This window comes from Cupriavidus necator, from assembly GCF_016127575.1.
GTDB classification, from domain to species: domain Bacteria; phylum Pseudomonadota; class Gammaproteobacteria; order Burkholderiales; family Burkholderiaceae; genus Cupriavidus; species Cupriavidus necator_D.
Window position 1 is genome coordinate 2,759,097 of record NZ_CP066018.1, and the last position, 23,223, is coordinate 2,782,319.

Annotated in this window: 20 protein-coding genes and 1 tRNA gene; 13 read left to right on the forward strand and 8 right to left on the reverse strand. The window is 67.3% G+C overall.

Translation table 11 applies throughout. The features are described from left to right. Positions 1 to 10 precede the first annotated feature (10 nt). The 6 genes from kdpE (at position 11) to I6H87_RS12895 (ending at position 5,529) form a co-directional block, all read left to right on the forward strand. On the forward strand, positions 11 to 706 hold the full coding sequence (kdpE, locus tag I6H87_RS12870) for a two-component system response regulator KdpE (protein WP_010814649.1): 696 nt from the start codon (positions 11 to 13) through the stop codon (positions 704 to 706). A 167-nt stretch (positions 707 to 873) separates the two neighbouring features. Next, entirely contained in the window at positions 874 to 1,263 is a 390-nt protein-coding gene (locus I6H87_RS12875; protein WP_010814650.1) for a cupin domain-containing protein, read from the forward strand. A 50-nt stretch (positions 1,264 to 1,313) separates the two neighbouring features. Then, positions 1,314 to 2,291 (forward strand): Bug family tripartite tricarboxylate transporter substrate binding protein, encoded by a 978-nt coding sequence (locus tag I6H87_RS12880; protein ID WP_010814651.1) that lies wholly within the window; start codon positions 1,314 to 1,316, stop codon positions 2,289 to 2,291. A 59-nt stretch (positions 2,292 to 2,350) separates the two neighbouring features. After that, entirely contained in the window at positions 2,351 to 3,517 is a 1,167-nt protein-coding gene (locus I6H87_RS12885; RefSeq protein WP_010814652.1) for an acyl-CoA dehydrogenase family protein, read from the forward strand. A 12-nt stretch (positions 3,518 to 3,529) separates the two neighbouring features. Continuing rightward, positions 3,530 to 4,693, forward strand: coding sequence for a CaiB/BaiF CoA transferase family protein (locus tag I6H87_RS12890; protein WP_010814653.1), 1,164 nt, complete (start codon positions 3,530 to 3,532; stop codon positions 4,691 to 4,693). Between the two features lie 68 nt (positions 4,694 to 4,761). After that, positions 4,762 to 5,529: an IclR family transcriptional regulator gene (locus I6H87_RS12895; protein ID WP_010814654.1), complete on the forward strand. Its 768-nt coding sequence runs from the start codon at positions 4,762 to 4,764 to the stop codon at positions 5,527 to 5,529. A 138-nt stretch (positions 5,530 to 5,667) separates the two neighbouring features. On the opposite strand, the gene I6H87_RS12900 is transcribed toward I6H87_RS12895, so the two are convergent. From I6H87_RS12900 to fdxA, 3 genes are all read right to left on the reverse strand, one after another. Then, positions 5,668 to 5,743 (reverse strand) — tRNA-Asn (locus I6H87_RS12900). Positions 5,744 to 5,985: 242 nt separating this feature from the next. Then, positions 5,986 to 7,095 (reverse strand): NAD(P)/FAD-dependent oxidoreductase, encoded by a 1,110-nt coding sequence (locus I6H87_RS12905; RefSeq protein ID WP_010814655.1) that lies wholly within the window; start codon positions 7,093 to 7,095, stop codon positions 5,986 to 5,988. Between the two features lie 77 nt (positions 7,096 to 7,172). Beyond that, positions 7,173 to 7,496, reverse strand: coding sequence for a ferredoxin FdxA (gene fdxA, locus I6H87_RS12910; protein ID WP_011615734.1), 324 nt, complete (start codon positions 7,494 to 7,496; stop codon positions 7,173 to 7,175). Between the two features lie 312 nt (positions 7,497 to 7,808). Here fdxA and I6H87_RS12915 point away from each other — a divergent pair, with 312 nt between their 5' ends. The 6 genes from I6H87_RS12915 to I6H87_RS12940 all read left to right on the forward strand — a co-directional run bounded on the left by I6H87_RS12915 (position 7,809) and on the right by I6H87_RS12940 (position 14,519). Next, positions 7,809 to 8,372, forward strand: a complete 564-nt coding sequence (locus I6H87_RS12915; RefSeq protein WP_011615733.1) for a hypothetical protein — start codon at positions 7,809 to 7,811, stop codon at positions 8,370 to 8,372. A 75-nt stretch (positions 8,373 to 8,447) separates the two neighbouring features. Next, positions 8,448 to 9,626, forward strand: a complete 1,179-nt coding sequence (gene pncB / locus I6H87_RS12920) for a nicotinate phosphoribosyltransferase (RefSeq protein WP_010814658.1) — start codon at positions 8,448 to 8,450, stop codon at positions 9,624 to 9,626. Between the two features lie 109 nt (positions 9,627 to 9,735). Then, positions 9,736 to 10,422, forward strand: a complete 687-nt coding sequence (locus I6H87_RS12925; RefSeq protein WP_010814659.1) for a LutC/YkgG family protein — start codon at positions 9,736 to 9,738, stop codon at positions 10,420 to 10,422. 157 nt (positions 10,423 to 10,579) lie between these two features. Continuing rightward, positions 10,580 to 12,004, forward strand: coding sequence for a sodium:proton antiporter (locus I6H87_RS12930; protein WP_010814660.1), 1,425 nt, complete (start codon positions 10,580 to 10,582; stop codon positions 12,002 to 12,004). Positions 12,005 to 12,008: 4 nt separating this feature from the next. Beyond that, positions 12,009 to 13,004: a 2-hydroxyacid dehydrogenase gene (locus I6H87_RS12935; protein ID WP_010814661.1), complete on the forward strand. Its 996-nt coding sequence runs from the start codon at positions 12,009 to 12,011 to the stop codon at positions 13,002 to 13,004. A gap of 27 nt (positions 13,005 to 13,031) precedes the next feature. Continuing rightward, entirely contained in the window at positions 13,032 to 14,519 is a 1,488-nt protein-coding gene (locus tag I6H87_RS12940) for a DNA recombination protein RmuC (protein ID WP_011615732.1), read from the forward strand. A 77-nt stretch (positions 14,520 to 14,596) separates the two neighbouring features. Here I6H87_RS12940 and I6H87_RS12945 read toward each other — a convergent pair whose 3' ends face one another. The 5 genes from I6H87_RS12945 to I6H87_RS12965 all read right to left on the reverse strand — a co-directional run bounded on the left by I6H87_RS12945 (position 14,597) and on the right by I6H87_RS12965 (position 21,407). Further along, positions 14,597 to 14,878, reverse strand: a complete 282-nt coding sequence (locus I6H87_RS12945) for a hypothetical protein (protein ID WP_010814663.1) — start codon at positions 14,876 to 14,878, stop codon at positions 14,597 to 14,599. A gap of 193 nt (positions 14,879 to 15,071) precedes the next feature. Beyond that, complete coding sequence (moeA, locus tag I6H87_RS12950) at positions 15,072 to 16,361, reverse strand: molybdopterin molybdotransferase MoeA (RefSeq protein ID WP_011615731.1); 1,290 nt, start codon at positions 16,359 to 16,361, stop codon at positions 15,072 to 15,074. A 6-nt stretch (positions 16,362 to 16,367) separates the two neighbouring features. Further along, positions 16,368 to 16,967 carry a molybdenum cofactor guanylyltransferase MobA gene (mobA, locus tag I6H87_RS12955; RefSeq protein ID WP_010814665.1) on the reverse strand — a complete coding sequence of 200 codons (600 nt, stop codon included), beginning with the start codon at positions 16,965 to 16,967 and terminating at the stop codon, positions 16,368 to 16,370. A 20-nt stretch (positions 16,968 to 16,987) separates the two neighbouring features. Further along, positions 16,988 to 18,112 carry a GTP 3',8-cyclase MoaA gene (gene moaA / locus I6H87_RS12960; RefSeq protein ID WP_010814666.1) on the reverse strand — a complete coding sequence of 375 codons (1,125 nt, stop codon included), beginning with the start codon at positions 18,110 to 18,112 and terminating at the stop codon, positions 16,988 to 16,990. Between the two features lie 220 nt (positions 18,113 to 18,332). Beyond that, entirely contained in the window at positions 18,333 to 21,407 is a 3,075-nt protein-coding gene (locus tag I6H87_RS12965) for an Rne/Rng family ribonuclease (protein WP_011615730.1), read from the reverse strand. A 793-nt stretch (positions 21,408 to 22,200) separates the two neighbouring features. Here I6H87_RS12965 and I6H87_RS12970 point away from each other — a divergent pair. Further along, the gene (locus tag I6H87_RS12970; protein ID WP_010814668.1) at positions 22,201 to 23,205 is read left to right on the forward strand and encodes an RluA family pseudouridine synthase; all 1,005 of its coding nucleotides are present in this window, start codon (positions 22,201 to 22,203) and stop codon (positions 23,203 to 23,205) included. Positions 23,206 to 23,223 lie beyond the last annotated feature (18 nt).

Below are 23,223 nucleotides of genomic sequence, written 5' to 3' on the forward strand. Positions count from 1 at the left end.
CTGACGCGTTATGCCATTCGAGTTTTCGCCCACGGTGCTGCTGGTGGAAGACGAGCCCCATATCCGCCGCTTCGTGCGCGCGGCGCTGCAGGACGAGGGCTGCACCGTGCACGAGGCCGAATCGCTGCAGCGCGGACTGATCGAGGCCGGCACGCGCCAGCCGGACCTGGTGATCCTGGACCTGGGGCTGCCCGATGGCGACGGCGTATCGATGATCGGCGACCTGCGCACCTGGACCGAAGTGCCGGTGCTGGTGCTGTCGGCGCGCACCGGCGAGGCCGAGAAGATCCGCGCGCTCGACGCCGGCGCCGACGACTACCTGACCAAGCCCTTCGGCGTGGGCGAGCTGGTGGCGCGCCTGCGCGTGCTGCAGCGCCGCCATGTGCGTGCCGGCGCGCAGGGGCGGGCGCAGGTGGCGTTCGGCGAGATCGCCGTGGACCTGGCCAACCGCCAGGTCACGCGCGCGGGGGAGCCGGTGCACCTGACGCCGATCGAGTTCCGGCTGCTGGCGGTGCTGCTGGCGCATCGCGGCAAGGTCATGACCCACCGCGAACTGCTGCGCGAGGTGTGGGGGCCGTCGCATGCCGACAGCAGCCAGTACCTGCGCGTCTACATGGGGCACCTGCGGCACAAGCTGGAAGCCGACCCGGCCCGGCCTGCCTACCTGCTGACCGAGATCGGCGTGGGCTACCGCTTCGCCGGCTGAGCGCCGGGTCACTCCCACAACACTTTCTTGCCGATCACGCGCCGCGTGAGGCTGGCGCTCGCCCCTTGCACTCCCGGTAAACCCGCAGCGATGTCGAAATTGTTTGACGGATAAATTCAAGGTAATAAACTGTTATTCATAGATATGAATTAAGGCAGGAGCACCGCATGCAGGACCAACCCGTCTATTTCATCTCGACCGACGAGGTCGAGGGCTACCACCCCGCCAACCATGTCGGCACCCTCAATCGCCGGCTGATCGGCCCAGAGACCGTCGGATCGCGGCATCTGGAAGTGATCCACGGCACCATCGAGAAGGGCAAGGGCGCGCTGCCGCACGCGCATCCCGGCATCGAGCAGGTCTGCTACGTGCTGGAAGGCCGCGCCGTGGCCGAGGTCGGCGGCCAGCGAAAGGAACTGGGCCCTGGCGACTGCTGCTTCTTCCCGCCGGACCAGATGCATGTGTTCACCGTGGTCAGCGACGAGCCGGCCAAGATTCTGGTCATCTATTCCCCGCCATATGAGGAATCCCCCGAGCGCGTGATACGGCCCGCATAAGACGCGGCTGGTCACGGCAAGGGATTGAACAACTACAGGAGACAACTACCGTGAAGTCCTTCAGCAATGCCTTTGCCAGCCTGGTGCTCGGGTGCACCGCGGCGCTGGCCGCCACCCCGGCGCTGTCGGCCGATGAATTCCCGTCCAGGCCGCTGCGCCTGGTGGTGCCGTTCGCTGCCGGCAGCGGCACCGATGCCGTGGCCCGCCTGACTGCCAAATACCTGGGCGAGGCGCTGCAGCAGCCGGTGGTGGTGGACAACAAGCCCGGCGCCAACGGCACCATTGCCGCCGAGTTCGTGGCCAAGGCCCCGGCCGATGGCTACACGCTGTTCATGACCACCAACACCACGCATTCGGCCAACCCGTCGCTGATGAAGCAGCTGCGCTATGACCCGGTCAAGGATTTCACGCCGGTCTCGCGCATGGGCAACCTGCCGTTCATGCTGGTGGTCAACCCGGCGCTGCCGGTGAAGACGCTGCGCGAGTTCATCGACTATGCCAGGGCGCATCCGGGCCTGAGCTATGCCAGCGGCAACAGCACCGGCATCGTCTCGGGCGCCACGCTGTCGAAGATGGCCGGGCTGAACATGCTGCACGTGCCATACAAGAGCACGCCGCCGGCGATGACCGATGTGATGGGTGGCCAGGTGCAGGCGATGTTCGTCGACTTTGCCGCAGGCATCGCCAACGTGCGCGCCGGCAAGCTGCGCGCGCTGGCGGTGACCACCGCGCAGCGCAGCGAGCTGCTGCCCGACCTGCCGCCGCTGGCGAGCGTGCCGGAGCTGAAGGGTTTCGACGTGACCTCATGGAACGGCGTGTTCGCGCCGGCCGGGGTGCCGGCGCCGGTGGTGCAGCGGCTCAATCGTGAACTGGTTGCCATCGCCACCAGCAAGCAGCATGCGCCGCGGTTCCACGCGCTGGGCTTCGAGCCGTTCGGCAGCACGCCGGCCGAGCTCAGCCAGTTTGTCGTGGCCGAGCTGCAGAAGTGGTCGCGGCTGGTGAAAGACGCTGGCATCCAGCCGGAATAGGCGCTCTTCGGGCAACCATCAGACAACCAACAAGACAACGACATCAGGCAGGTAACGCTATGAATTTCGACCTCTCCGAAGAACAGGCATCCATCGTCGAGGCCGTGCAGCAGGTCTGCACGCAGTTCGACATGGAGTACTGGGATCGCCTGGACAAGTCCGGCACCTATCCGCACGAGTTCTACAAGACGCTGTGCGAAGGCGGCTGGCTGGGCGTGGCGATGCCCGAGGCCTTCGGTGGCGCGGGCCTGGGCATCCTGGAAGCGGCGCTGGTGATGCAGACCATCTCGCAGTCGGGCGCTGGCATGACCGGCGCCTCGGCAGTGCATATGAATGTGTTCGGCCTGAACCCGGTGGTGGTGTTCGGCACCGACGAACAGAAGGGCCGCTTTCTGCCGCCGCTGATCGCCGGCCAGGAGAAGGCCTGCTTCGGCGTGACCGAGCCCGACGCGGGCCTGGACACCACCAAGCTCAAGACCTTTGCGCGCAAGGTGCCGGGCGGCTATTCGGTGAGCGGGCGCAAGATCTGGATCTCGACAGCGCAGGTGGCCGACCGCATGCTGCTGCTGGCGCGCACCACGCCGCTGGAGTCGGTGAAGAAGTCGACCGAAGGGCTGTCGCTGTTCTACACCAAAGTCGACCGCAGCAAGATCGAGATCCGCGAGATCGACAAGATGGGCCGCGCCGCCGTCGATACCAACATGCTGTTTATCGACGACCTGTTCATCCCGGAGGAAGACCGCATCGGCGAAGAGGGCAGGGGCTTTGAGTACATCCTGCACGGACTTAACCCGGAGCGCATCCTGATCGCGGCGGAGGCCATCGGCCTGGGCCGCGCGGCGCTGGCCATTGCCACGCAGTACGCCAAGGAGCGCGTGGTGTTCGGCCGCCCCATCGGCATGAACCAGGGCGTGCAGCATCCGCTGGCGCAGGCCTGGATGCAGCTGGAGTCGGCCAACCTGATGATGCTCAAGGCCGCCGCGCGCTATGACGCCGGGCAGTCCTGCGGCGCCGAGGCCAACACGGCAAAGTACCTCGCCGCCGAGGCCGGCCATAACGCGTGCCAGACCGCGATCCTGACGCTGGGCGGCATGGGCTACTCGCGCGAGTACCGCGTCGAGCGGCTGCTGCGCGAGTCCTATATCCCGCGCATCGCGCCGGTCAGCCCGCAGCTGATCATGTGCTTTATCGCCGAGCGCGTGCTGGGTTTGCCCAAGTCGTACTGAGAGGGAGCGACGATGCCAGACGAGCAAGCGCAGGCGAGCGCGGCCACCGGGCCGCTGGCCGGCATCCGCGTGATCGACATGACCGCGGTCGCGATGGGGCCGTATGCCACCCAGATCCTCGGCGACATGGGGGCTGAAGTCATCAAGGTCGAGCCGCCCGCCGGCGATGTGTTCCGCCACGCCGAGCCGGCGCGGCACGCGGCCATGGGCGCCAGCTTCCTGAACCTGAACCGCAACAAGCAGTTCGTGGTGCTGGACGTGAAGCAGCCCGATGACCTCGCCGCGCTGAAAGCCCTGATCGCCACGGCCGATGTCTTTGTCTCCAACGTGCGGCCGCAGTCGCTGCGCAAGCTTGGGCTGGACTATGCGTCGCTGCGCGCGGACCATCCGCGGCTGATCTACTGCGGCGCTTATGGCTATTCGGAAGAGGGTCCCTACGCGGGCGCGCCGGCCTTCGACGACATCATCCAGGCGCGCAGCGGCATGGCGCAGTTCCAGGGTGCGAACTCGAACGAAGGCCCGCAGTACGTCAACACCATCCTGGCCGACAAGGTGGCCGGGCTGACCGTGGCCTACGCGATCCCGATGGCGCTGTACGAGCGCGAGCGTTCCGGCCAGGGCCAGGCCATCGAGGTGCCGATGTTCGAGACGCTGGTGTCCTTCCTGGCCACCGAGCAATTGGCCGGGCAGACCTTCATCCCGCCGCTCGGGCAGGCCGGCTATCCGCGCGTGATGTCGGCGCACCGCAAGCCCTATCGCACGCGCGACGGCCATATTGCGCTGCTGCCCTATACAAGCGCCCAATGGCTGCGTTTTTTCGATGTGTCAGGCCATGCGGAGCTGGCGCAGGATCGGCGCTATGCCACCCCGGCCGCGCGCAGCGCCAATATCGACGCGCTCTACGCCACACTGGCCGAGATCGTCGCGCAGCGCAGCACTGCGGAATGGCTCGACCTGCTGCGTGATGCCGATATCCCGCACAGCGAAGTGCCGCATTTCGAGAGCCTGGCCGACGACCCGCACCTGCGCGCCACCGGCATGATGTTCGAATACGACCATCCCAGCGAAGGCCGGCTGCGTGGCGTGGGCATCCCGACGCGCTTCTCGCGCACGCCCGGCAATATCCGCAGCTGGCCGCAGGCGTTGCCCGGGCCAGGCGGCGCGGAGGGCGGCTGACACCCTTGCCGGCCGACTCCGCCGCGTACAATCCCGGCCAACAGATATTGAAGTCGAGGAAGCCAACGATGGCAGAACAGGAACCGGCAGAAAAATCGGGTCACGCCAGCGTCAAGACCGCGCTGCGCGTGATTGAGATCATGGAGATCTATGCGCGCGAAGGGCGCTCGCTGACGCTGACCGAGCTGGCCAGGCTGCTGGGCGCGCCGATGTCGAGCTGCCTGGGGCTGATCCGCACACTGGCCTCGCTCGGCTACCTGTACGAGACCGGCCGCCGCCAGGGCTACTACCCGACGCGCCGGCTGCTCGACATTGCCCAGCGCATCGCCCGCAACGACCCGCTGCTCGAACGCGTGCAGCCGGTGCTGGAATCGCTGCGCGACACCACCGGCGAAACCGTGATCTTCGGCAAGCTTCAGGATGACGGCCGCGTGCTGTACCTGGAGGTGCGGGAGTCCGGCAATCCGGTGCGCTATATCGCCGCGCCGGGCGAGCTGCGCGATGCGCACGTGAACTCGATCGGCCGCGCCATCCTTGGCACGATGCCGGCGGACAGCCGCGCCGAACTGCTGGCCGGCGTGTCGTTTGCCTCGCGCACGGGGCGCACGGTGGACTCGCTGCGCGTTTTCGAAGCCGCCATGCAGCAATGGCAGGCGCAAGGCTGGTATCCGAACTTTGGCGAGTCGTTTCCTGATCTCGGCGCGATCGCCTTCCCGGTGGCCATCGGGGGCGTGACCTATGGCATGTCCGTGGCGGGGCCGCTGCATCGGATCGAGGCCAATGCCGACGCCATTGTCGTGGCGCTGAAGGCCGCTGGCGGTTCGCTGCAGGGATAAGTGGGAGAGGGCAGGCGTTGCGGCGGCCCGCAGGCTGTCGTGACGGCTGTCGAGGCCGGACAAGATCGAAGCGCGTTGCGCGAACCGAAGCCCAAAACGAAAAAGCCCGGTGCGTTTGCACCGGGCTTCCGTATCGGTTGGCTCCCCGACCTGGGCTCGAACCAGGGACCTGCGGATTAACAGTCCGTCGCTCTACCGACTGAGCTATCGGGGAACAGCTGAGAGAGAAATTATAGCCAGTTTCTCTTTTCTTCGTCAACACCTTTTCGACATTTTGTTCTTGTCAGAAGGTGTCTGAAAGCTTCCGGCTTGCTGCCTGCCGTACGGTGCGAAGGGCATCTCTGCTGGCTTCGTGCCGTCGTGTCGAACAGCGAGGCCGCATTATAGCTATGGTTTTTGGTTTGTGCCAGAAAAAAACCGCCTCGCGGCGGTTTTTTTCTGCGGCACTCGCCCGGCTCAGTCGAACACCGGCGAATCCACGCCGAGGATCTTGTGCAGCTTCGGCGAGGTGGTGGTGTACTGCATGTGGATTTTCTTCTCGGGGAAGATATACGGCGCGGCACCGAACGCGGCCAGCGCGGCCTCGTGGAAGCCCGACAGGATCAGCTTCTTCTTGCCGGGGTAGGTATTGATGTCGCCCACCGCGAAGATGCCCGGGATATTGGTCTCGAACTTCTCGGTGTCCACCTTGATCTGCTTGCGCTCCAGGTCCAGGCCCCACTCGGCGATCGGGCCGAGCTTGGGCGACAGGCCGAAGAACACCAGCAGGTCATCCACCGGCAGGCGGCGGGTCACGCCGTCGGCGCCGGTCACCTTGATCTCGGTGAGCACGCCGTCCTTCTCTTCATAGCCGCCGACCTGGCCGACCAGGAACTGCATTTCCATTTGCTCGCACAGTTCCTTCATCTTGGCGACCGAGGCCGGCGCGGCGCGGAAGCCGTCGCGGCGGTGGATCATCACCACCGACTCGGCCTTGCCGACCAGGTCCAGCGTCCAGTCCAGCGCCGAGTCACCGCCGCCGATGATCACCAGGTTGCGGCCATGGAAGCGGCTCGGGTCCTTGACGCGGTAGAACAGCTGCTTGCCGTCGAACTTGTCGATGCCCTCGACCTTCAGCGTGCGCGGCTGGAACGAACCCACGCCGGCGGCGATAAAGATGGTCTTGGTGATGAAGCGGGTTCCGAGCGAGGTCTCGACGAAGAAGCGGCCGTCCTCGCGGCGCTCCACGACGGCGACTTCCTGACCCAGGTGGAAGGTGGGCTCGAACGGCTCGATCTGCTTGAGCAGGTTGTCGGTCAGTTCCTGGCCGGTGCAGATGGGCACCGCCGGGATGTCGTAGATGGGCTTGTCCGGATAGAGCTCCACGCACTGGCCGCCGACCACCTTCAGGGAATCGATGACATGTGCCTTGATTTCGAGCAGGCCCAGTTCAAAGACCTGGAACAGGCCCACCGGGCCGGCACCGACGATCAGCGCATCGATCTCCTGCGGCTGGCCGCCTGCAGGGCTGCCGCCGTCGACCTGCTTGGTCGTGTCGGCGACGGGATTTGGAATGCTCAAGTCCATATTCGTCCTGATACGTTTGCATGGGCCGCTTGTGCCCGGTGTTGCGGAAAGCGCGTGGGGACGGCTTTCTTGTTCTGTCAGCGCTGCAGGTACTGCAGCTTGTCAGTGGCGTCCTTCCATTCCTCGGCCTCGGCCAGCGGGGCCTTGGTCTTGGTGATGGAGGGCCAGTTGCGGGCCAGCTCGGCGTTCAGGTTGATGAACTGCTGCTGGTCGCCCGGCACGTCTTCCTCGGCGTAAATGGCGTTCACCGGGCATTCGGCCACGCACACGGCGCAGTCGATGCACTCATCCGGGTCGATAGCCAGGAAGTTGGGGCCTTCGCGGAAACAATCGACCGGACACACGTCAACGCAGTCTGTGTAGCGGCAACGGATGCAGGATTCGGTGACAACGTGAGTCATTTCGGTTCCAGGAAAACAGGTCGGCTTTTAATGGGAAACTGTGGGGCCGCTTCTTGCCGGCGGACGCCGCATCCACCGCATGGTGCCGCATGGCAGCATGGGCTGGGCGAGCGCCGGCCGAGGCCTTTCGGAAAGCGATATTGTAGCCGAGGCTTCTGGCAAGAATAGCGGGTCTATATAGCCGGATCAGATAGTTTTCTTATTTCTTTATGTACTTTTGATTTAACGCATGGCGGCCTGCTGGCATGTCGGCCCGCCAGCGGGCATGATGAGGCCGCCAACAGTCACTTGCATCCGTGCCGGGAGACCCGTATGCCACGCCAGCCTTGCCTTGCCAGCCTGCGGCACGATGCCGCGATGCGCCGGATCTTCGCACCCATTGTTGTGCTGCTGACGGCATTTCTGGCGCCGATCGGGTCGGTTGCCGCCCAGACCCTGGCCCAGTCGCCGGGCATGGCCGACAGCGTGGTATCGCGCCTGGTGGCGTGGCGCGCGCGCACCGATGCGCCGGTCGCGCTGCCGGCGCTGACCGCGTTCGAGTGGGACCACTTCAGCGTGACCGATTCGCCCGCGGGCGACGCCATCGCCCATTGCGGCCGGGCCGGCCTGATGCCGTGCGGGCCGCAGTTGCAGCCGCAGCCGGGCGACCGGGTCCAGGTGTTGCGCTTCGAGCGCGCCGGGACCCAGGTCTACACCGAGCGCATCATGGCCGGCGACGGCGCCTTTGCCGAGCCGCTGCCGCAGCGGGTGCCGCGCGCCGCCGCCACGCTGGTGTCGTGCCCCGCTACCGACGGCCGCCAGTTGTGGTGCCTGCAGGGCAAGGCCCGGGGCAGGGAGGCGCCGCGGCAGCCACAGCCCTTCCTCGATGGTGGTTGAGCGGCAAGAGTGGCCGGGTGCGGCCAGACTTCGGTTAGCATGACGTACTGACCCGGCATCGCCGTCTGGCCCGCTATGATCATCCCGTCCCTGCTCGACACCGACCTGTACAAATTCACGATGATGCAGGTGGTGCTGCATCAGTTCCCGCAGGCGCAAGTGGAATACCGCTTCAAGTGCCGCAACGCGGGCGTCGACCTGACGCCCTATATCGATGAGATCCGCGCCGAGGTGGCACACCTGTGCCAGTTGCGCTTCACCGACGACGAGCTCGCCTACCTGCGCGGGCTGCGCTTTATCAAGAGCGATTTCGTCGACTTCCTCGGCCTGTTCCACCTGAACGAGAAATATGTCTCGGTGCGGCCGTCCCCGCAGGGCAATGGCGAGATCGAGATCTCGATCATCGGCCCGTGGCTGCATACCATCCTGTTCGAAGTGCCGGTCCTGGCGATCGTCAACGAGGTCTATTTCCGCCGCACCCAGCCCAGGCCCGACCTGGCCGAAGGCCGCCGCCGGCTGGACCAGAAGCTGGCCTTGCTGAAGACACCCGAGCTGGCCGATTGCGTGATCGCCGACTACGGCACGCGCCGGCGCTTTTCGCGCGAATGGCAGGAAGAGGTGCTGCTGACCATGCGGCGCCTGCTCGGGCCGCAGCTGGCCGGCACCAGCAACGTCCACTTTGCCCGTCTGCACAATATGGTGCCGCTGGGCACGATGGCGCATGAATACCTGCAGGCCTGCCAGGCGCTGGGCCCGCGGCTGCGCGATTCGCAGGTGTACGCACTGGAGCGCTGGGCGCGCGAGTACCGCGGTGACCTGGGCATCGCGCTGTCGGATACCTACGGCTTCGATGCCTTCCTGCGCGACTTCGACCTGTATTTCTGCAAGCTCTTCGATGGCGTGCGCCATGATTCCGGCGACCCGATGCTGTGGGGCGAGCGCATGGTCGCCCACTATGCCGCCAACCGCGTCGACCCGCGCACCAAGACGCTGATCTTCAGCGACAGCCTCGACATCCCGCGCGTGATCGAACTGTACGAGCGCTTCCATGGCCGCTGCCGGCTCGCCTTTGGCGTCGGCACCAACCTGACCAACGACCTCGGCTATACCCCGCTGCAGATCGTGATCAAGATGGTGCGCTGCAACGGGCAGCCGGTGGCCAAGCTGTCGGACACGCCGGAAAAGACCATGTGCGACGATCCCGGCTACCTGTCCTACCTGCGCCAGGTGTACTCGGTTCAGCCCGCGGCGTAGCAAAATTCAACACCTTGCGCCGGCCATCGCATGCTCTGCATGCGGCGGGCGCCACTATAATCGGCGCATCGCGCGTTCGCCGCGCTTTGCGCTTCTCCAGCCAGGCCTTATGGAAACCAACGACGCCCGCGACCGCATCTTTGCCCGCATCCGTGCTGCCCAGGGCAGGCCGACCCGGCCGAGCGCGGGCGAGCGCGAGGCCGTGGCCGACTACCTGGCGCGTCACCCGCAGGGCCCGCGCCCGGCGGTGGCCGTCGACCTGGCCGAGGCCTTCCTGGCGCAGGCCCAGCGCATGGCCTCGACCGTCGACCGCGTGGCGAGGATGGACGAGGTGCCCGCCGCCACCGTGCGCTTTCTGGACAACCTGAACCTGGTCCACCGTGCCGTGGCGTGGGACGCGCTGGGCCCGCTGCCGTGGCAGGCCGCGGGGCTGGCGGTGGAATGCCGCCCGCCGGTGCGCGAGGTCGAGGCCGACCACGATCATGGCGACCTGGTCGGCATCACTGGCTGCTTCTGCGCGATTGCCGAGACCGGCTCGCTGATGCTGCTGTCGGGCCCGGCCACCTTTGCCTCGGCCGCGCTGCTGCCCGAGACCCACGTGGCGGTAGTGCCGCGCTCGCGCATCGTCGCCGGCCTGGAAGACGCCTTTGCGCTGGTGCGCAGCGAGCGCGGCGAACTGCCGCGCGCCACCAATATCATCAGCGGGCCTTCGCGCACGGGCGATATCGAGCAGACCATCGTGCTCGGCGCCCATGGCCCGTACCGCGTGCATGTGATCCTGGTCGACGAGGCCTGAACCCGCGGCTTTTGCCGCACGGAATGCGATGCACCACCCATGCCGGAAGCCCCGGGGCAAGAGGTGCTTGAATTACACTTGCAGGCTTGCCTGCGTGCCGCGGCTTCGTGCCGGCGGTGCGCCAATGAATGCTGCATTCCCGAGGAGATCCTGCCTGATGCGACGTGCCTCCGTGCTGTTGCCGCTGCTGGCCGTGCTGGCCGCATTTCCCGCCGCCGGCCATGCCGCGGACCTTGACGGGGCGTCGCTGTCCCCGCTGTGGGGGCTGCCGTTCGCCGGCATCCTGCTGTCGATCGCGGTGTGGCCGCTGGTTGCGCCCAAGTTCTGGCACCACCACTACGGCAAGATCGCCGCGGGCTGGGGGCTGCTGTTCCTGCTGCCGTTCGCGGCAGCGTTCGGCACGCATGCGGCCGCGGCCAGCGCGGGGCACGCGCTGCTGGCCGAGTACATCCCGTTCATCGTTCTGATCGCCTCGCTGTATATCGTGGCCGGCGGCATCTGCGTGCGCGGCAACCTGCACGGCACGCCCGGGCTCAATACCGGCATCCTGGCGCTGGGCACGCTGCTGGCCAGCTTCATGGGCACCACCGGCGCGGCCATGCTGCTGATCCGGCCGCTGCTGCGCGCCAATGACAACCGCCGCCACGTGGCGCACGTGGTGGTGTTCTTTATCTTCCTGGTGGCCAATGCCGGTGGCTCGCTGACGCCGCTGGGCGATCCGCCGCTGTTCCTGGGCTTCCTGAAAGGCGTGGACTTCTTCTGGACCATGCGCAACATCTTCCCGGAGACGGTCTTTATCTGCGTGGTGCTGCTGGTGCTGTTCTACCTGGTCGACCGTCACTACTACCAGAACAAGGAAGAGGAGCTGCCACCGCGCAGCGACCCCACGCCGGACTCGGGCGGCATCGCCATCGAGGGCAAGTTCAACTTCGTGCTGCTGCTGGCCGTGATCGGCCTGGTGCTGATGAGCGGGCTGTGGCAGCCGGGCATCGCATTCGACGTCCTGGGCACCGAGGTGCCGCTGCAGGCCGCGGTGCGCGATGCGCTGCTGGTGGTGGTGGCGGTGGTGTCGCTGCTGGTGACGCCGCAGGCGGCGCGTGCCGGCAATGAATTCAACTGGGAGCCGATCCTGGAAGTCGGCAAGCTCTTTGCCGGCATCTTCCTCACCATCATCCCGGTCATTGCCATGCTCAAGGCCGGCACCGACGGCGCTTTCTCCGGGGTGATCCGCGCGGTCAGCGACAGCAACGGCCAGCCGGTCGACGGCATGTACTTCTGGGCCACCGGCCTGCTGTCCTCGTTCCTGGACAACGCGCCGACCTACCTGGTGTTCTTCAACACCGCCGGTGGCGACGCGGCCACGCTGATGACGCGCGATGCCTCGACGCTGGCCGCGATCTCGGCCGGGGCCGTGTTCATGGGCGCCAATACCTATATCGGCAATGCCCCCAACCTGATGGTCAAGGCCATTGCCGAGAACCGCGGCGTGCGCATGCCGAGCTTCTTCGGCTACATGCTGTACTCGGGCACCTTCCTGGTGCCGCTGTTTGTCATCATGACCTTCCTCTTCTTCCACGTTTGATGCCATGAAGCCGTCTGTTCTTGTCACCCGCGCCATCTATCCCGAAGTCATCGCGCACCTGGCGCAGTACTTCGATGTCGACGACAACCAGCAGGACGCGGTGCTGGATGCCGCCGCACTGAAGGCGCGCCTGGCGGGCAAGGCCGGCGTGCTGGCCAACGCCGCCGACCGCATCGACGGCGACGTGGTCGCCGGGCTGCCGGCGCTGCGCGCGGTGTGCAACATGGCGGTCGGCTACAACAACCTGGACGTGCCGGCGCTGACGGCCGCCGGCATCGTCGCCACCAATACGCCGGACGTGCTGACCGAGACCACCGCCGACTTCGGCTGGGCCCTGCTGATGGCCACCGCGCGCCGCGTGACCGAGGCCGAGCACTACCTGCGTGCCGGCAAGTGGCAGCGCTGGAGCTATGACATGCTGGTAGGCATGGACCTGTACGGCAGCACGCTCGGCATCCTCGGCATGGGCCGCATCGGGCAGGCGCTGGCGCGCCGCGCGAGCGGGTTTGGCATGAGCGTGCTGTACCACAACCGCAGCCAGCTGCCGGCGGACACCGAGCGCGCGCTGAGCGCGCGCTATGTCAGCAAGGAAGACCTGCTGCGCCAGTCCGACCACCTGCTGCTGGTGCTGCCCTATGGCCCGCAGAGCCACCACGCCATCGGCGCGGCCGAGCTGGCGCTGATGAAGCCGACCGCGACGCTGGTGAACCTGGCGCGCGGCGGCATCGTCGACGATGCCGCGCTGGCGCAGGCGCTGCGCGACAAGCGCATCTTCGGCGCCGGCCTGGATGTGTTCGAGGGCGAGCCCAGCGTCAATCCGGACCTGCTGACGGTGCCCAACGTCGTGCTCACGCCGCATATCGCCAGCGCCTCCGAGAAGACCCGCCGTGCGATGGCGATGCTGGCCGCCGACAACCTGATCGCCGCGCTCGACCAGGGCCCGCAGGCCGGCCATCCACCCACCGTGATCAACCCCGACGTCATGTCGCGGCGCCGCTAAGCCTGCCATTTACCTGTTTCCTGCTGCATGACCCTGATTCCGTTCCTGACGCTGGCCGTGGCGCTGCTCGCGGTCGTCCTGCTGGTCATCGTCCTGCTGCGCCAGCAGGCTGCCTCGCCGGGGGCCGAGCTTGGCCGGCAACTGGCCGACATGCGCGCGGAAAGCGCGCGCGGCATGGAGCGGCTGGAGCGGGAGTTGCGCACCGACGTGGCCGACGCCGCGCGCGGCAGCCGCGACGAGTCGGCCCAGCAGATGCTGCGCTTCCAGCAGGCGCTGTCGTCGCAGCTGACGGGCATCGCCACGCTGCAGAACAACCAGATCGACACCTTCGCGCAGCAACTGGCCAAGCTGACCGAGACCAACACCCGGCAGCTCGAGCAGGTGCGCCAGCACCTGATGCTGCAGGGCCAGCAGGCGCGCGACGAGCAGGCCGGCACGCTGCGCCGCTTCGGCGACGGGCTGCAGCAGCAGCTGGCGCAGATGTCCGAAGCCAACGAGCGGCGCCTGGCCGAAGTGCGCGCCACGCTGGAGAAGAAGCTGCAGGACATCGAGGCCAACAACGCCGCCAAGCTGGAGGAAATGCGCCGCACTGTCGACGAGAAGCTGCATGCCACGCTGGAGCAGCGCCTGGGCGAGTCCTTCCGGCTGGTGTCGGAGCGGCTCGAGCAGGTGCACCGCGGGCTGGGCGAGATGCAGGTGCTGGCGCAGGGCGTGGGCGACCTGAAAAAGGTGCTGACCAATGTGAAGTCGCGCGGCACCTGGGGCGAAGTCCAGCTGGAAATGCTGCTGGAGCAGATGCTGACGCCGGAGCAGTACGGCAAGAATGTCGAGACCGTGCGCAACTCGGGCGCGCGGGTGGAGTTCGCGATCCGGCTGCCGGGCAAGGCCGCGGGTGGCGACAATGCGCCGGTCTGGCTGCCGGTCGACGCCAAGTTTCCCAAGGAACAGTACGAGCGCCTGGTGGACGCGCAGGAGCGGGGCGACCCGGATGGCGTGCTCGCTTTTGGCCGCGAACTGGAAGTGGCGCTGCGGCGCGAGGCCCAGACCATCGCCGAGAAATACCTGTCGCCGCCCCAGACCACGGATTTCGCCATCCTGTTCCTGCCGACCGAGGGGTTGTACGCCGAGGTGCTGCGGCGCCCGGGCCTGACCGACCTGATGCAGCGCGACTACCGTGTGACCGTGGCCGGGCCGACCACGCTGACCGCGTTGCTGAACAGCCTGCAGATGGGTTTCCGCACGCTGGCGCTGGAAAAGCGCTCAAGCGAGGTGTGGGAGGTGCTGGGCGCGGTCAAGACCGAGTTCGGCAAGTTCGGCGACGTGCTGGCCAAGACCCGCGATACGCTGGAGCGCGCCGCGCGCAATATCGAGCAGGCCGAAGTGCGCACGCGCCAGATGGCGCGCAAGCTGCGCACGGTGGAAGCGCTGCCGGGCGAGGCCGCGCAGCAGGTGCTTGGCCTCAATGCGGCAGCAGCGGCGGACGCGCCGGAGGCCGCCGAAGACAACGGCGGCTGAACGCGCGGCAGGGAAGGGTCAGGGCAAGCCCCCGCGGGGCTTGCGGATTGCTGCCGGCCTGGGCGCCGGCGCGCTGCTCAGCGCTCGTCTTCGGGCGCCAGTTCGCGCACGTGGACTTCAATGCCGCCGAAGCGGGCGGCCACCCAGTTGTAGGCCTTGCAGGCCAGCCACAGCAGGCCAAAGCCGATCAGCGCATTCAGGATGATTGCGCTGAAGACCGTGATGGCGGGCAGGTCACCGTAGCGGACGAAGGTGACAAACAGGCCCAGCGACACGATCGGCAGCGAGAAGCACAAGTAGACCAGCACCAGCGCGCGGGCGGTCTTGACGGGGTGGAGGTAGGCGATCTCCTGATTCATGACGGGGGATACTCGAATGGTTCTGAATCGTGCGCCAAGTGTAGCGATTGGCCGATGCCAAGCATAGCCCGCCGGCGGCGGGGGCAGGCGAAAGCCCCGTGCCGGCTGTGCTATGGCCGCAAATGTGCGGCACAAAAACGACACATTGCTCCGGCGTGTGGCAAGCGCTTGCGTGTAGCGCCTGCCGGTCCGGCTAGACCAGTCCGTCGAACAGCATCACCTCGACCGCATCGCCGGCCTTGACCGAGTCCTGTTCATGACCGAGCACGATAAAGCAGTTGGCCTCGCTCATCGAGCGCAGCACGCCCGAGCCCTGCTGGCCGGTGATGCGCACTTCCCACTGGCCGTCGCCGGCGCGCGCCAGGATGCCGCGCTGGTACTCGGTGCGGCCGGGCTTCTTGCGGATGGCTTGCGCGCTGCGCACGCGCAGCAGCGGCAGCGGTGCCACGCTGGCGCCCATCAGCCGCTGCAGCGCGGCGCGCACGAAGTGGTAGAAGGTGACCATCACCGCCACCGGGTTGCCCGGCAGGCCGAACAGGAGCGCGTCGCGGCCGTTGGAATTGATGCGGCCGAAGGCCATCGGCCGGCCCGGGCGCATCGCGATCTTCCAGAACGTGACATCGCCCAGGCGCGCCATGATCTGCTTGGTGTAGTCGGCCTCGCCGACCGAGACGCCGCCGGAGGTGATGACCGCGTCGGCGGTCTCGCAGGCGGTGCGGAAGGCGGCTTCGAGCGCCTCGGGGTCGTCGCGCACCACGCCCATGTCGAGCAGGTCGACGTTCATCCGGCGCAGCATGCCGTACAGCGTGTAGCGGTTGGAGTCGTAGACGCAGCCGGGATCGAGCGGCTCGCCGATCGAGCGCAGCTCGTCTCCGGTGGAGAAGAACGCCACGCGCAGGCGCCGGCGCACGCGCACCTCGGCCACGCCCAGCGAAGCCAGCAGGCCCAGGTCGGCCGGCTGGAGGATGCGTCCGGCCTGCAGCGCGGCCTGGCCGCGCGCCAGATCTTCGCCGCGCAGGCGCCGGTTGTCGCCGGTGCGCACGCAGTCGGCGGCAAAGCGGATGCGCGCGCCGTCGTCCACGGCTTCCACGAACTCCTGCGGCACCACGGTGTCGCAGCCGGCCGGCATCACCGCGCCGGTCATGATGCGCACCGCCTGCGCCGCCGTGGGCGCCAGCGCGCGGGCGCCGCCGGCGAAGGCGCTGCCGATGACTTCCAGCTCGACCGTGGCGGTCTGCGCGGCTGCCAGCGCGGCACCCTGGAAGGCATAGCCGTCCATCGCCGAGTTGTCATGCGCCGGCACGTCGATGGGCGAGACGATGTCCTCGGCCAGCACGCGGTCCAGGGCGCTGCGGATCGGCAACTGCTCGACGCCGCGCACCGGCTCGACTACCTCGCCGATGATGCGGTTGGCCTGGTCCACCGGCAGGGCGGTGGGGTCGTAGTCGGAAAGGCAGGAGATGACGGATTGCAGGGTGGGCATGGTGGCTCAGCGCGTTTCGTGCGTGCGCAGTTCGTCCAGGGTGTTGATATTGGCAAAGGCCGCGGCGTCGTCGAACAGCACTTCGGCCAGGCGGTGCGAGGCGGCCCAGGTCTCGATCTTGCGGCCGCCGCCGGAAAGATAAGCCACCAGGCTGTCGAGCGCACTGACCGGCATCAGGCAGAACACAGGTTGGGTCTGGCGCCGGCCGTCTTCGTCCAGCGTGACGGGGATCGCCAGGTCCGCGCCTTCGGCCTCGATCGCCTGCGCCAGGCGCGCCACCAGGTCGGTCGGCAGGAACGGCGAATCGCAAGGGGCGGTCACCATCCACGGCGTGGCGCATTGCTCCAGGCCGGCCAGCATCCCCGCCAGCGGACCGGCGAAGTCGGGCACGGTATCGGTGTAGACCGGTACGCCGAACGACTCATAGGCGGCCAGGTTGCGGTTGGCATTGATCATCAGCCCGCCCACCTGGGGGGTAAGCCGCATCATCGTGTGCATGGCCATCGGCGTGCCGTGCAGCGGCTGCAGGCCCTTGTCGGTGCCGCCCATGCGGCTGCCCCTGCCGCCTGCGAGGATCAGGCCGGTGATGTCGTCGCGTGCAATCATGGATTTTGTGTGCGGCGGGGTCAGCCGCCGATATAGGACATCTCGATCTTGCGCTCGGCACGCCTGGCGCGCACCGTCGGGTCGCTGCGCTGCTCGGAATAATTGTCGGTGCGGCCCTGCCACACCTGCGCAATCGCATTGGAGATTTCCAGGTCGCTGTAGCCGCCGCGCAGCAGCGCGCGCAGGTCGAAGCCCTCGGTGGCGAACAGGCACAGGTAGAGCCGGCCTTCGGTGGACAGCCGGATGCGGCTGCAGTCGCCGCAGAAGGCGTGGGTGACGCTGGAGATCACGCCGACCTCGCCGCTGCCGTCGCGGTAGCGCCAGCGCTCGGCGGTTTCGCCGGAGTAGTTGGCCTGCACCGGTTCGAGCGGGAATTCCGCATCGATGCGCTTCACCACCTCGGCGGACGGCAGCACTTCATCCATCTGCCAGTGGTTGCTGGCGCCCACGTCCATGAACTCGATAAAGCGCAGGATGATGCCGCTATTGCGGAAGTGGCGCGCCATCGGCACGATTTCCTGGTCATTGGTGCCGCGCTTGACCACCATGTTGACCTTGATCGGCGCCAGCCCCACGGCCTGCGCGGTCTCGATGCCGTGCAGCACGTCGGCGACGGCGAAGTCCACGTCGTTCATGCGGCGGAAGGTGGCGTCGTCGATCGCGTCCAGGCTGACGCTGACCCGCGTCAGCCCCGCGTCGCGCAGCGCGCGCGCCTTGCGCGCCAGCAGCGAGGCGTTGGTGGTGAGCGTCAGGTCCAGCGGCTTGCCCGAGACCGTCTCGATCTTCGCCAGCATCTCCACCAGGTGCTCGATATTCTTGCGCAGCAGCGGCTCGCCGCCGGTCAGGCGGATTTTCTCGACGCCGTGGGCGACGAACAGGCGCGCGGTGCGCTCGATCTCCTCGAAGCTCAGCAGCTCGGAGTGCGGCAGGAAGGTGTAGTCCTTGTCGAAGACTTCCTTCGGCATGCAGTAGACGCAGCGGAAGTTGCAGCGGTCCGTCACCGAGATGCGCAGGTCATGCAGCGGCCGGCCGCGGGTGTCGGCCACCAGGCCGGTGGGGGCAGCCAGCTTGCCGGGAATGCTGGGCGTCATCGAGCGGTAGCGATGGTCGCGCAGGTCGAAAATCGGAATGACGGATTCGGTCATGGCCTGTGGGTGGGCACGGCGTCCGGGGAGCGGCCTGGCGGCGTGGCCAAATCAGGGGCGCTCGAGGGCCGGATGCCTTCTGCTGCCATTCTAGCCGAGGCGGGGGTGGGGCACCCGCATCCCCCGGAGATGGCGGGGATTCATCCGGCCGGCTGCCCATGAAAAAAGGAGACGGCGTGGCCGTCCCCTTCTTGCTTTGGCTGCGGTGCAGCGGCAACGCTTACTGCTGCGATGCCATCTCCACTTCGCGGCCACCGGTTTCCACCAGGATCATCGGACCGTGGGGCAGTGGCGGCAGCGCCTTGCGCTCGCGCTGCACGCGCGGAGCGGGCGCAATGCGGGCGGCGGCTTCCTGGGCCGAACGCAGCTTGTCGCTGTCGGTATGGACCCATTGAAGGCCGGCGGTGGCCAGCATCGATTCCAGGTTTTCCAGCGCTGCCGGGGTGGCCGGCGCTGCAGCAACGACCGGGGCTGCCGGGGCGAACACTTCGGCCGGTGCGGCTTCGGCGACAGGGGCGGCGACCGGTGCAGCGGCAGGTGCCGCCACCACCGGAGCCGCTTCGACGGCCACGCTTGCGGTGGTCTCGACGATCGCTTCGGCGGCAATGGCTTCCGTGACGGCAACGGCTACCGGCGCAGCTTGCTGGGGCGCGGGCTCGGCAACCGGCGCGGTCACCGGGGCTGCCTCGGCGACCGGCGCGGGCGTCACATCTTCCGGCACGGCGATGCGGATCGCTTCGACGGCCTCGGCCGCAGCGGCCACGGCCACGGCAGCTTGCGGTGCGGGCTCGGCCGGCACGGGGGCTTCAGCACGTACCGGGGCAACGGCTTCAGCAGCGGCGGCCTCTTCGTCGCCTTCGCCCTGGGCAACTTGCACCGACTCGTCGCGCTCGCGGCGATAGCGGTTGCGGCCACGGCGGTTGCGGCGGCGGCGCTCTTCGCCCTCAGCGGTCTCGGCGGTGCTTTCGGCACCTTCCGGCAACTCGGCGCGGACGGCTTGCGTCTCTTCGGTCACGGCCTGCGGCAGCACGCCCAGAGCCTGGGCGGCGGCGACGGCTTCCGGCCGCGGTGCTTCACCGGCTTCGGCTTCGCGCAGTTCGCTGCGTTCGCGCTGGCGTTCACGCTGGCGCTCGCGGCGTTCCTGGTTGCGGTCGCGGCGGCCTTCCTGACGGCCCTCGACGCGCTCGCCCTGGGCGCGCTCGGCTTGCACCGCCTCGCCCTGGCGTGCCAGGGCCGGGGTGGCCTGGCCTTCACCTTGCTGGCGCGGCTGGCGGCCCTGGCGTTCGCCACGGCCCTCGCGTTGCTCGCCGCGCTCGGCACCCTGGCGTTCACCACGTTCCGCGCGCTCGGCACGGTCGCCGCGCTGGCCGCGGCCCTGGCGCTCGCCACGCTCCGCGCGCTCACCACGCTCGGCGCGGTCGCCACGCTCACCACGCAGGCCACGGCCTTCGCCGCGCTGGCCGCGCTCGCGCCGGCCTTCGGCGCTGCGGGCCTCAGTGGCAACCGCCGGCTTGGCCGGTTCCACCACCGGCGGGGTTGCCGGACGGGCACCGAACAGGCCCTTCAGCCAGGCGATAAAACCGCCGCTGACCACCGGCTGGGTGGCCGGCACGGGCGGGGCGACCGGGGCTTCCGGCTTGGGTGCGCGCTCGGGGCGCGGCACCGACACCGGGGCCGGTTGTTCCGGGGTGATGCCCTTGACCGCGGCTTCCTGGCGCGGCTTGGCTTCTTCCTTGCGGCGGCTGCTGTAGCTGGTGTCGGCTTCCAGTTCCTTGGCGGCGGCCTCGGCCATGCGGTAGCTGGCGGTGCTTTCTTCCAGGCGCGGGTCGTCGTGGCGCAGGCGCTCCAGCTTGTAATGCGGCGTTTCCAGGTGCTTGTTGGGGATCAGCAGCACATTGACCTTGAAGCGCAGCTCGATCAGGTTGATTTCCTGGCGCTTCTCGTTCAGCAGGAAGGCGGCCACTTCCACCGGCACCTGGCAGTGGATGGCGGCGGTGTTTTCCTTCATCGCCTCTTCCTGGATGATGCGCAGCACCTGCAGGGCGGACGATTCCGTATCGCGGATATGGCCGGTGCCGTTGCAGCGCGGGCAAGTGATGTGCGAGCCCTCCGACAGCGACGGCCGCAGGCGCTGGCGCGACAGCTCCATCAGGCCGAAGCGGCTGATCTTGCCCATCTGCACGCGCGCGCGGTCGTGGCGCAGCGCGTCCTTCAGGCGCGTTTCCACGTCCTTCTGGGCCTTGCCCGACTCCATGTCGATGAAGTCGATCACGATCAGGCCGCCCAGGTCGCGCAGGCGCAGCTGGCGCGCGATCTCGTCGGCGGCCTCGAGGTTGGTGCGCAGCGCGGTTTCCTCGATGTCGGCGCCCTTGGTGGCGCGGGCCGAGTTCACGTCCACGGAGACCAGCGCCTCGGTGTGGTCGATCACGATGGCGCCGCCCGAGGGCAGCATCACCATGCGCGAGTAGGCCGACTCGATCTGGTGCTCGATCTGGAAACGCGAGAAGAGCGGCACGTCGTCCCGGTACTTCTTCACGCGGTTCATGTTGTCAGGCATCACCACGCTCATGAAGGCGCGGGCCTGTTCGTAGATCTCGTCGGTGTCGATCAGGATCTCGCCGATATCCGGCTGGAAGTAGTCGCGGATGGCGCGGATGACCAGGCTCGATTCCAGGTAGATCAGCAGCGGGGCCTTGTTGTCGCCGGCGGCGCCGTCGATGGCCTTCCACAGCTGCAGCAGGTAGTTCAGGTCCCACTGCAGTTCCTCGGCCGAGCGGCCGATGCCGGCAGTCCGGGCGATGATGCTCATGCCTTCCGGCACGGTCAGCTGCGCCATGGTCTCGCGCAGTTCCTGGCGGTCCTCGCCCTCGATGCGGCGCGACACGCCGCCGCCGCGCGGGTTGTTGGGCATCAGCACCAGGTAGCGGCCGGCCAGCGAGATGAAGGTGGTCAGGGCCGCGCCCTTGTTGCCGCGTTCTTCCTTCTCGACCTGGACGATCAGTTCCTGGCCTTCATGCAGGGCATCCTGGATGCGCGCGTTGCGCACGTCGATGCCTTCCTTGAAGAAGGCGCGGGCTACTTCCTTGAACGGCAGGAAGCCGTGGCGCTCTTCGCCGTAGTTGACGAAGCAGGCTTCCAGCGAGGGTTCGATGCGGGTGATGACACCCTTGTAGATGTTGCCCTTGCGCTGTTCGCGCCCGGCAGTCTCGATGTCGATATCGATCAGTTTCTGACCGTCGACGATGGCGACGCGCAATTCCTCCTGTTGCGTCGCGTTGAACAGCATGCGTTTCATCGCAATACCTCACTCCAGTGTCGCGGGTGGCACCGTCTGGGCGGTGTCCGCGGCGATCCATGGAGCACGCGAGGGAGCGAGCGAGGCGCGAGAATTGCCGGAAAGCGCCGCTGCGCGGGATAGGCGAGCGGCTGGGCGCGGGTGAAAGAGAGCGATGACGTCGGGGTAACGTCCGCGGGGCAGGAGAGAACACCGGAGGCTGCTCTTGCGCAGACATCCGGCGCGTTCCCGTGCCGGAGGCGATGCTGAACGCCGGCGCAACCGGCGCCGGCGGCATCGCGGCCGGCCGCGGAAGGCCTAGACGCGTCAAAGAGCAAATTTTTCGGACACGGCATGGTTGCCGTTGCTGCCTGACTACTCCTGGCGGGCGCACCTACTACTTCTTGGAATTCTGCGACCGGGCGCCGGTATTTCCAGTCAGGCGGCAGGCTAACCTGCCGGCCGGCACCGTTTCCCGGTGCGGGCAGGACTTCTCTCACCGAAGCGGATGCCGGCAGTGGCATCCGCCTTTAAATTCTGTTTTACCTGAACACTCAGTTCCCACGTCACCGCCTGCCTCGCCGAAGCCTCCTTTGGGCGACTTCCTGCATGCCGGCGGCACCGTGCGTGCTGCTTTTTACTGCCATTTGCCCGTCTGGCGCTTGGCGGAACGCAAAGTTGCGGGAGACGGGCGGGGTTGGCGGCAACCCCAAGTGTAGAATGCGAAAAATCCAGGAAAACTCGAAGATTAATCGCTTACACAGGTCTTGCGCTGCCGGCCACAAGCCGGGACAGCGAGGAAATTATATTGAAAATGAATGAGTTACGCCATCAAATTGAAAAGGCTGCCGAAGCTGCGCCGGCCAGCCCACAGGTGGCGTATGTCACGATTGACGAAGGCTCGGAAGGTCAGCGCATTGACAACTTCCTGCTGAAGGTGGCCAAGGGCGTGCCCAAGAGCCATATCTACCGGGTGCTGCGTTCGGGGGAAGTTCGCGTCAATAAGGGGCGGATCGATGCCACTTATCGTCTGCAGTCGGGTGATGTAGTGCGCATTCCGCCAATGCGGGTGGCGAATTCGGCGCAATCGGACAATGCCCAGCATGTGCCGGCGGGGGAGTTCCCGGTGCTGTTTGAGGACGCCCAGCTGCTGGTGATCAACAAGCCGGCCGGCGTGGCCGTGCACGGCGGCTCGGGCGTGGCCTTCGGCGTGATCGAGCAATTGCGCCGGTCGCGGCCCGAGGCCAAGTTCCTGGAGCTGGTGCACCGGCTCGACCGCGAGACCTCCGGCATCCTGGTGCTGGCCAAGAAGCGCTCGGCGCTGGTCCACCTGCACGAGCAGATTCGCGGCAGCGCGATGGACAAGCGCTATTTCGCCTGCGTGGCCGGCGAATTCCCGAACGCGCGCCAGCACGTGAAGCTGCCGCTATATAAGTACAGCACGCCGGACGGCGAGCGCCGGGTGCGGGTGCAGGCCGACGGGCTGGCCTCGCACACCGTGTTCAACCGGGTCGAGGCCTTCCAGGGCTTCACCCTGCTGGAGGCCGAGCTGAAGACCGGCCGTACCCACCAGATCCGCGTCCACCTGGCCCACTCGGGTTTCCCGATCGTCGGCGACGAAAAATATGGTGACTTCTCGCTGAACAAGGCACTGGCGCGTTCCGGCGCCAGGCCGGGCCTCAAGCGCATGTTCCTGCATGCCCACCGGCTGGTGTTTATCCACCCGGCCACGGGCGAGCCGCTGGCGGTGGAAGCGCCGCTGCCCGACGAGTGCGTCGGATTCCTGCAACAATTGCGTGAACTGCATGCCCCGGAGTAGGGTAGTGCATCAAACGCC

Excerpts from the sequence above, each read along its gene's own strand:
- I6H87_RS12895 (WP_010814654.1), top strand. The coding sequence starts at position 4,762 with ATGGCAGAACAGGAACCGGCAGAAAAATCGGGTCACGCCAGCGTCAAG.
- I6H87_RS12890 (WP_010814653.1), top strand. The coding sequence starts at position 3,530 with ATGCCAGACGAGCAAGCGCAGGCGAGCGCGGCCACCGGGCCGCTGGCC.
- mobA (WP_010814665.1), bottom strand. The coding sequence starts at position 16,967 with ATGATTGCACGCGACGACATCACCGGCCTGATCCTCGCAGGCGGCAGG.
- I6H87_RS12875 (WP_010814650.1), top strand. The coding sequence starts at position 874 with ATGCAGGACCAACCCGTCTATTTCATCTCGACCGACGAGGTCGAGGGC.
- kdpE (WP_010814649.1), top strand. The coding sequence starts at position 11 with ATGCCATTCGAGTTTTCGCCCACGGTGCTGCTGGTGGAAGACGAGCCC.
- pncB (WP_010814658.1), top strand. The coding sequence starts at position 8,448 with ATGATCATCCCGTCCCTGCTCGACACCGACCTGTACAAATTCACGATG.
- moaA (WP_010814666.1), bottom strand. The coding sequence starts at position 18,112 with ATGACCGAATCCGTCATTCCGATTTTCGACCTGCGCGACCATCGCTAC.
- I6H87_RS12885 (WP_010814652.1), top strand. The coding sequence starts at position 2,351 with ATGAATTTCGACCTCTCCGAAGAACAGGCATCCATCGTCGAGGCCGTG.
- moeA (WP_011615731.1), bottom strand. The coding sequence starts at position 16,361 with ATGCCCACCCTGCAATCCGTCATCTCCTGCCTTTCCGACTACGACCCC.
- I6H87_RS12965 (WP_011615730.1), bottom strand. The coding sequence starts at position 21,407 with ATGAAACGCATGCTGTTCAACGCGACGCAACAGGAGGAATTGCGCGTC.
- fdxA (WP_011615734.1), bottom strand. The coding sequence starts at position 7,496 with ATGACTCACGTTGTCACCGAATCCTGCATCCGTTGCCGCTACACAGAC.
- I6H87_RS12905 (WP_010814655.1), bottom strand. The coding sequence starts at position 7,095 with ATGGACTTGAGCATTCCAAATCCCGTCGCCGACACGACCAAGCAGGTC.
- I6H87_RS12945 (WP_010814663.1), bottom strand. The coding sequence starts at position 14,878 with ATGAATCAGGAGATCGCCTACCTCCACCCCGTCAAGACCGCCCGCGCG.
- I6H87_RS12970 (WP_010814668.1), top strand. The coding sequence starts at position 22,201 with ATGAATGAGTTACGCCATCAAATTGAAAAGGCTGCCGAAGCTGCGCCG.
- I6H87_RS12925 (WP_010814659.1), top strand. The coding sequence starts at position 9,736 with ATGGAAACCAACGACGCCCGCGACCGCATCTTTGCCCGCATCCGTGCT.
- I6H87_RS12935 (WP_010814661.1), top strand. The coding sequence starts at position 12,009 with ATGAAGCCGTCTGTTCTTGTCACCCGCGCCATCTATCCCGAAGTCATC.
- I6H87_RS12930 (WP_010814660.1), top strand. The coding sequence starts at position 10,580 with ATGCGACGTGCCTCCGTGCTGTTGCCGCTGCTGGCCGTGCTGGCCGCA.
- I6H87_RS12940 (WP_011615732.1), top strand. The coding sequence starts at position 13,032 with ATGACCCTGATTCCGTTCCTGACGCTGGCCGTGGCGCTGCTCGCGGTC.
- I6H87_RS12915 (WP_011615733.1), top strand. The coding sequence starts at position 7,809 with ATGCCACGCCAGCCTTGCCTTGCCAGCCTGCGGCACGATGCCGCGATG.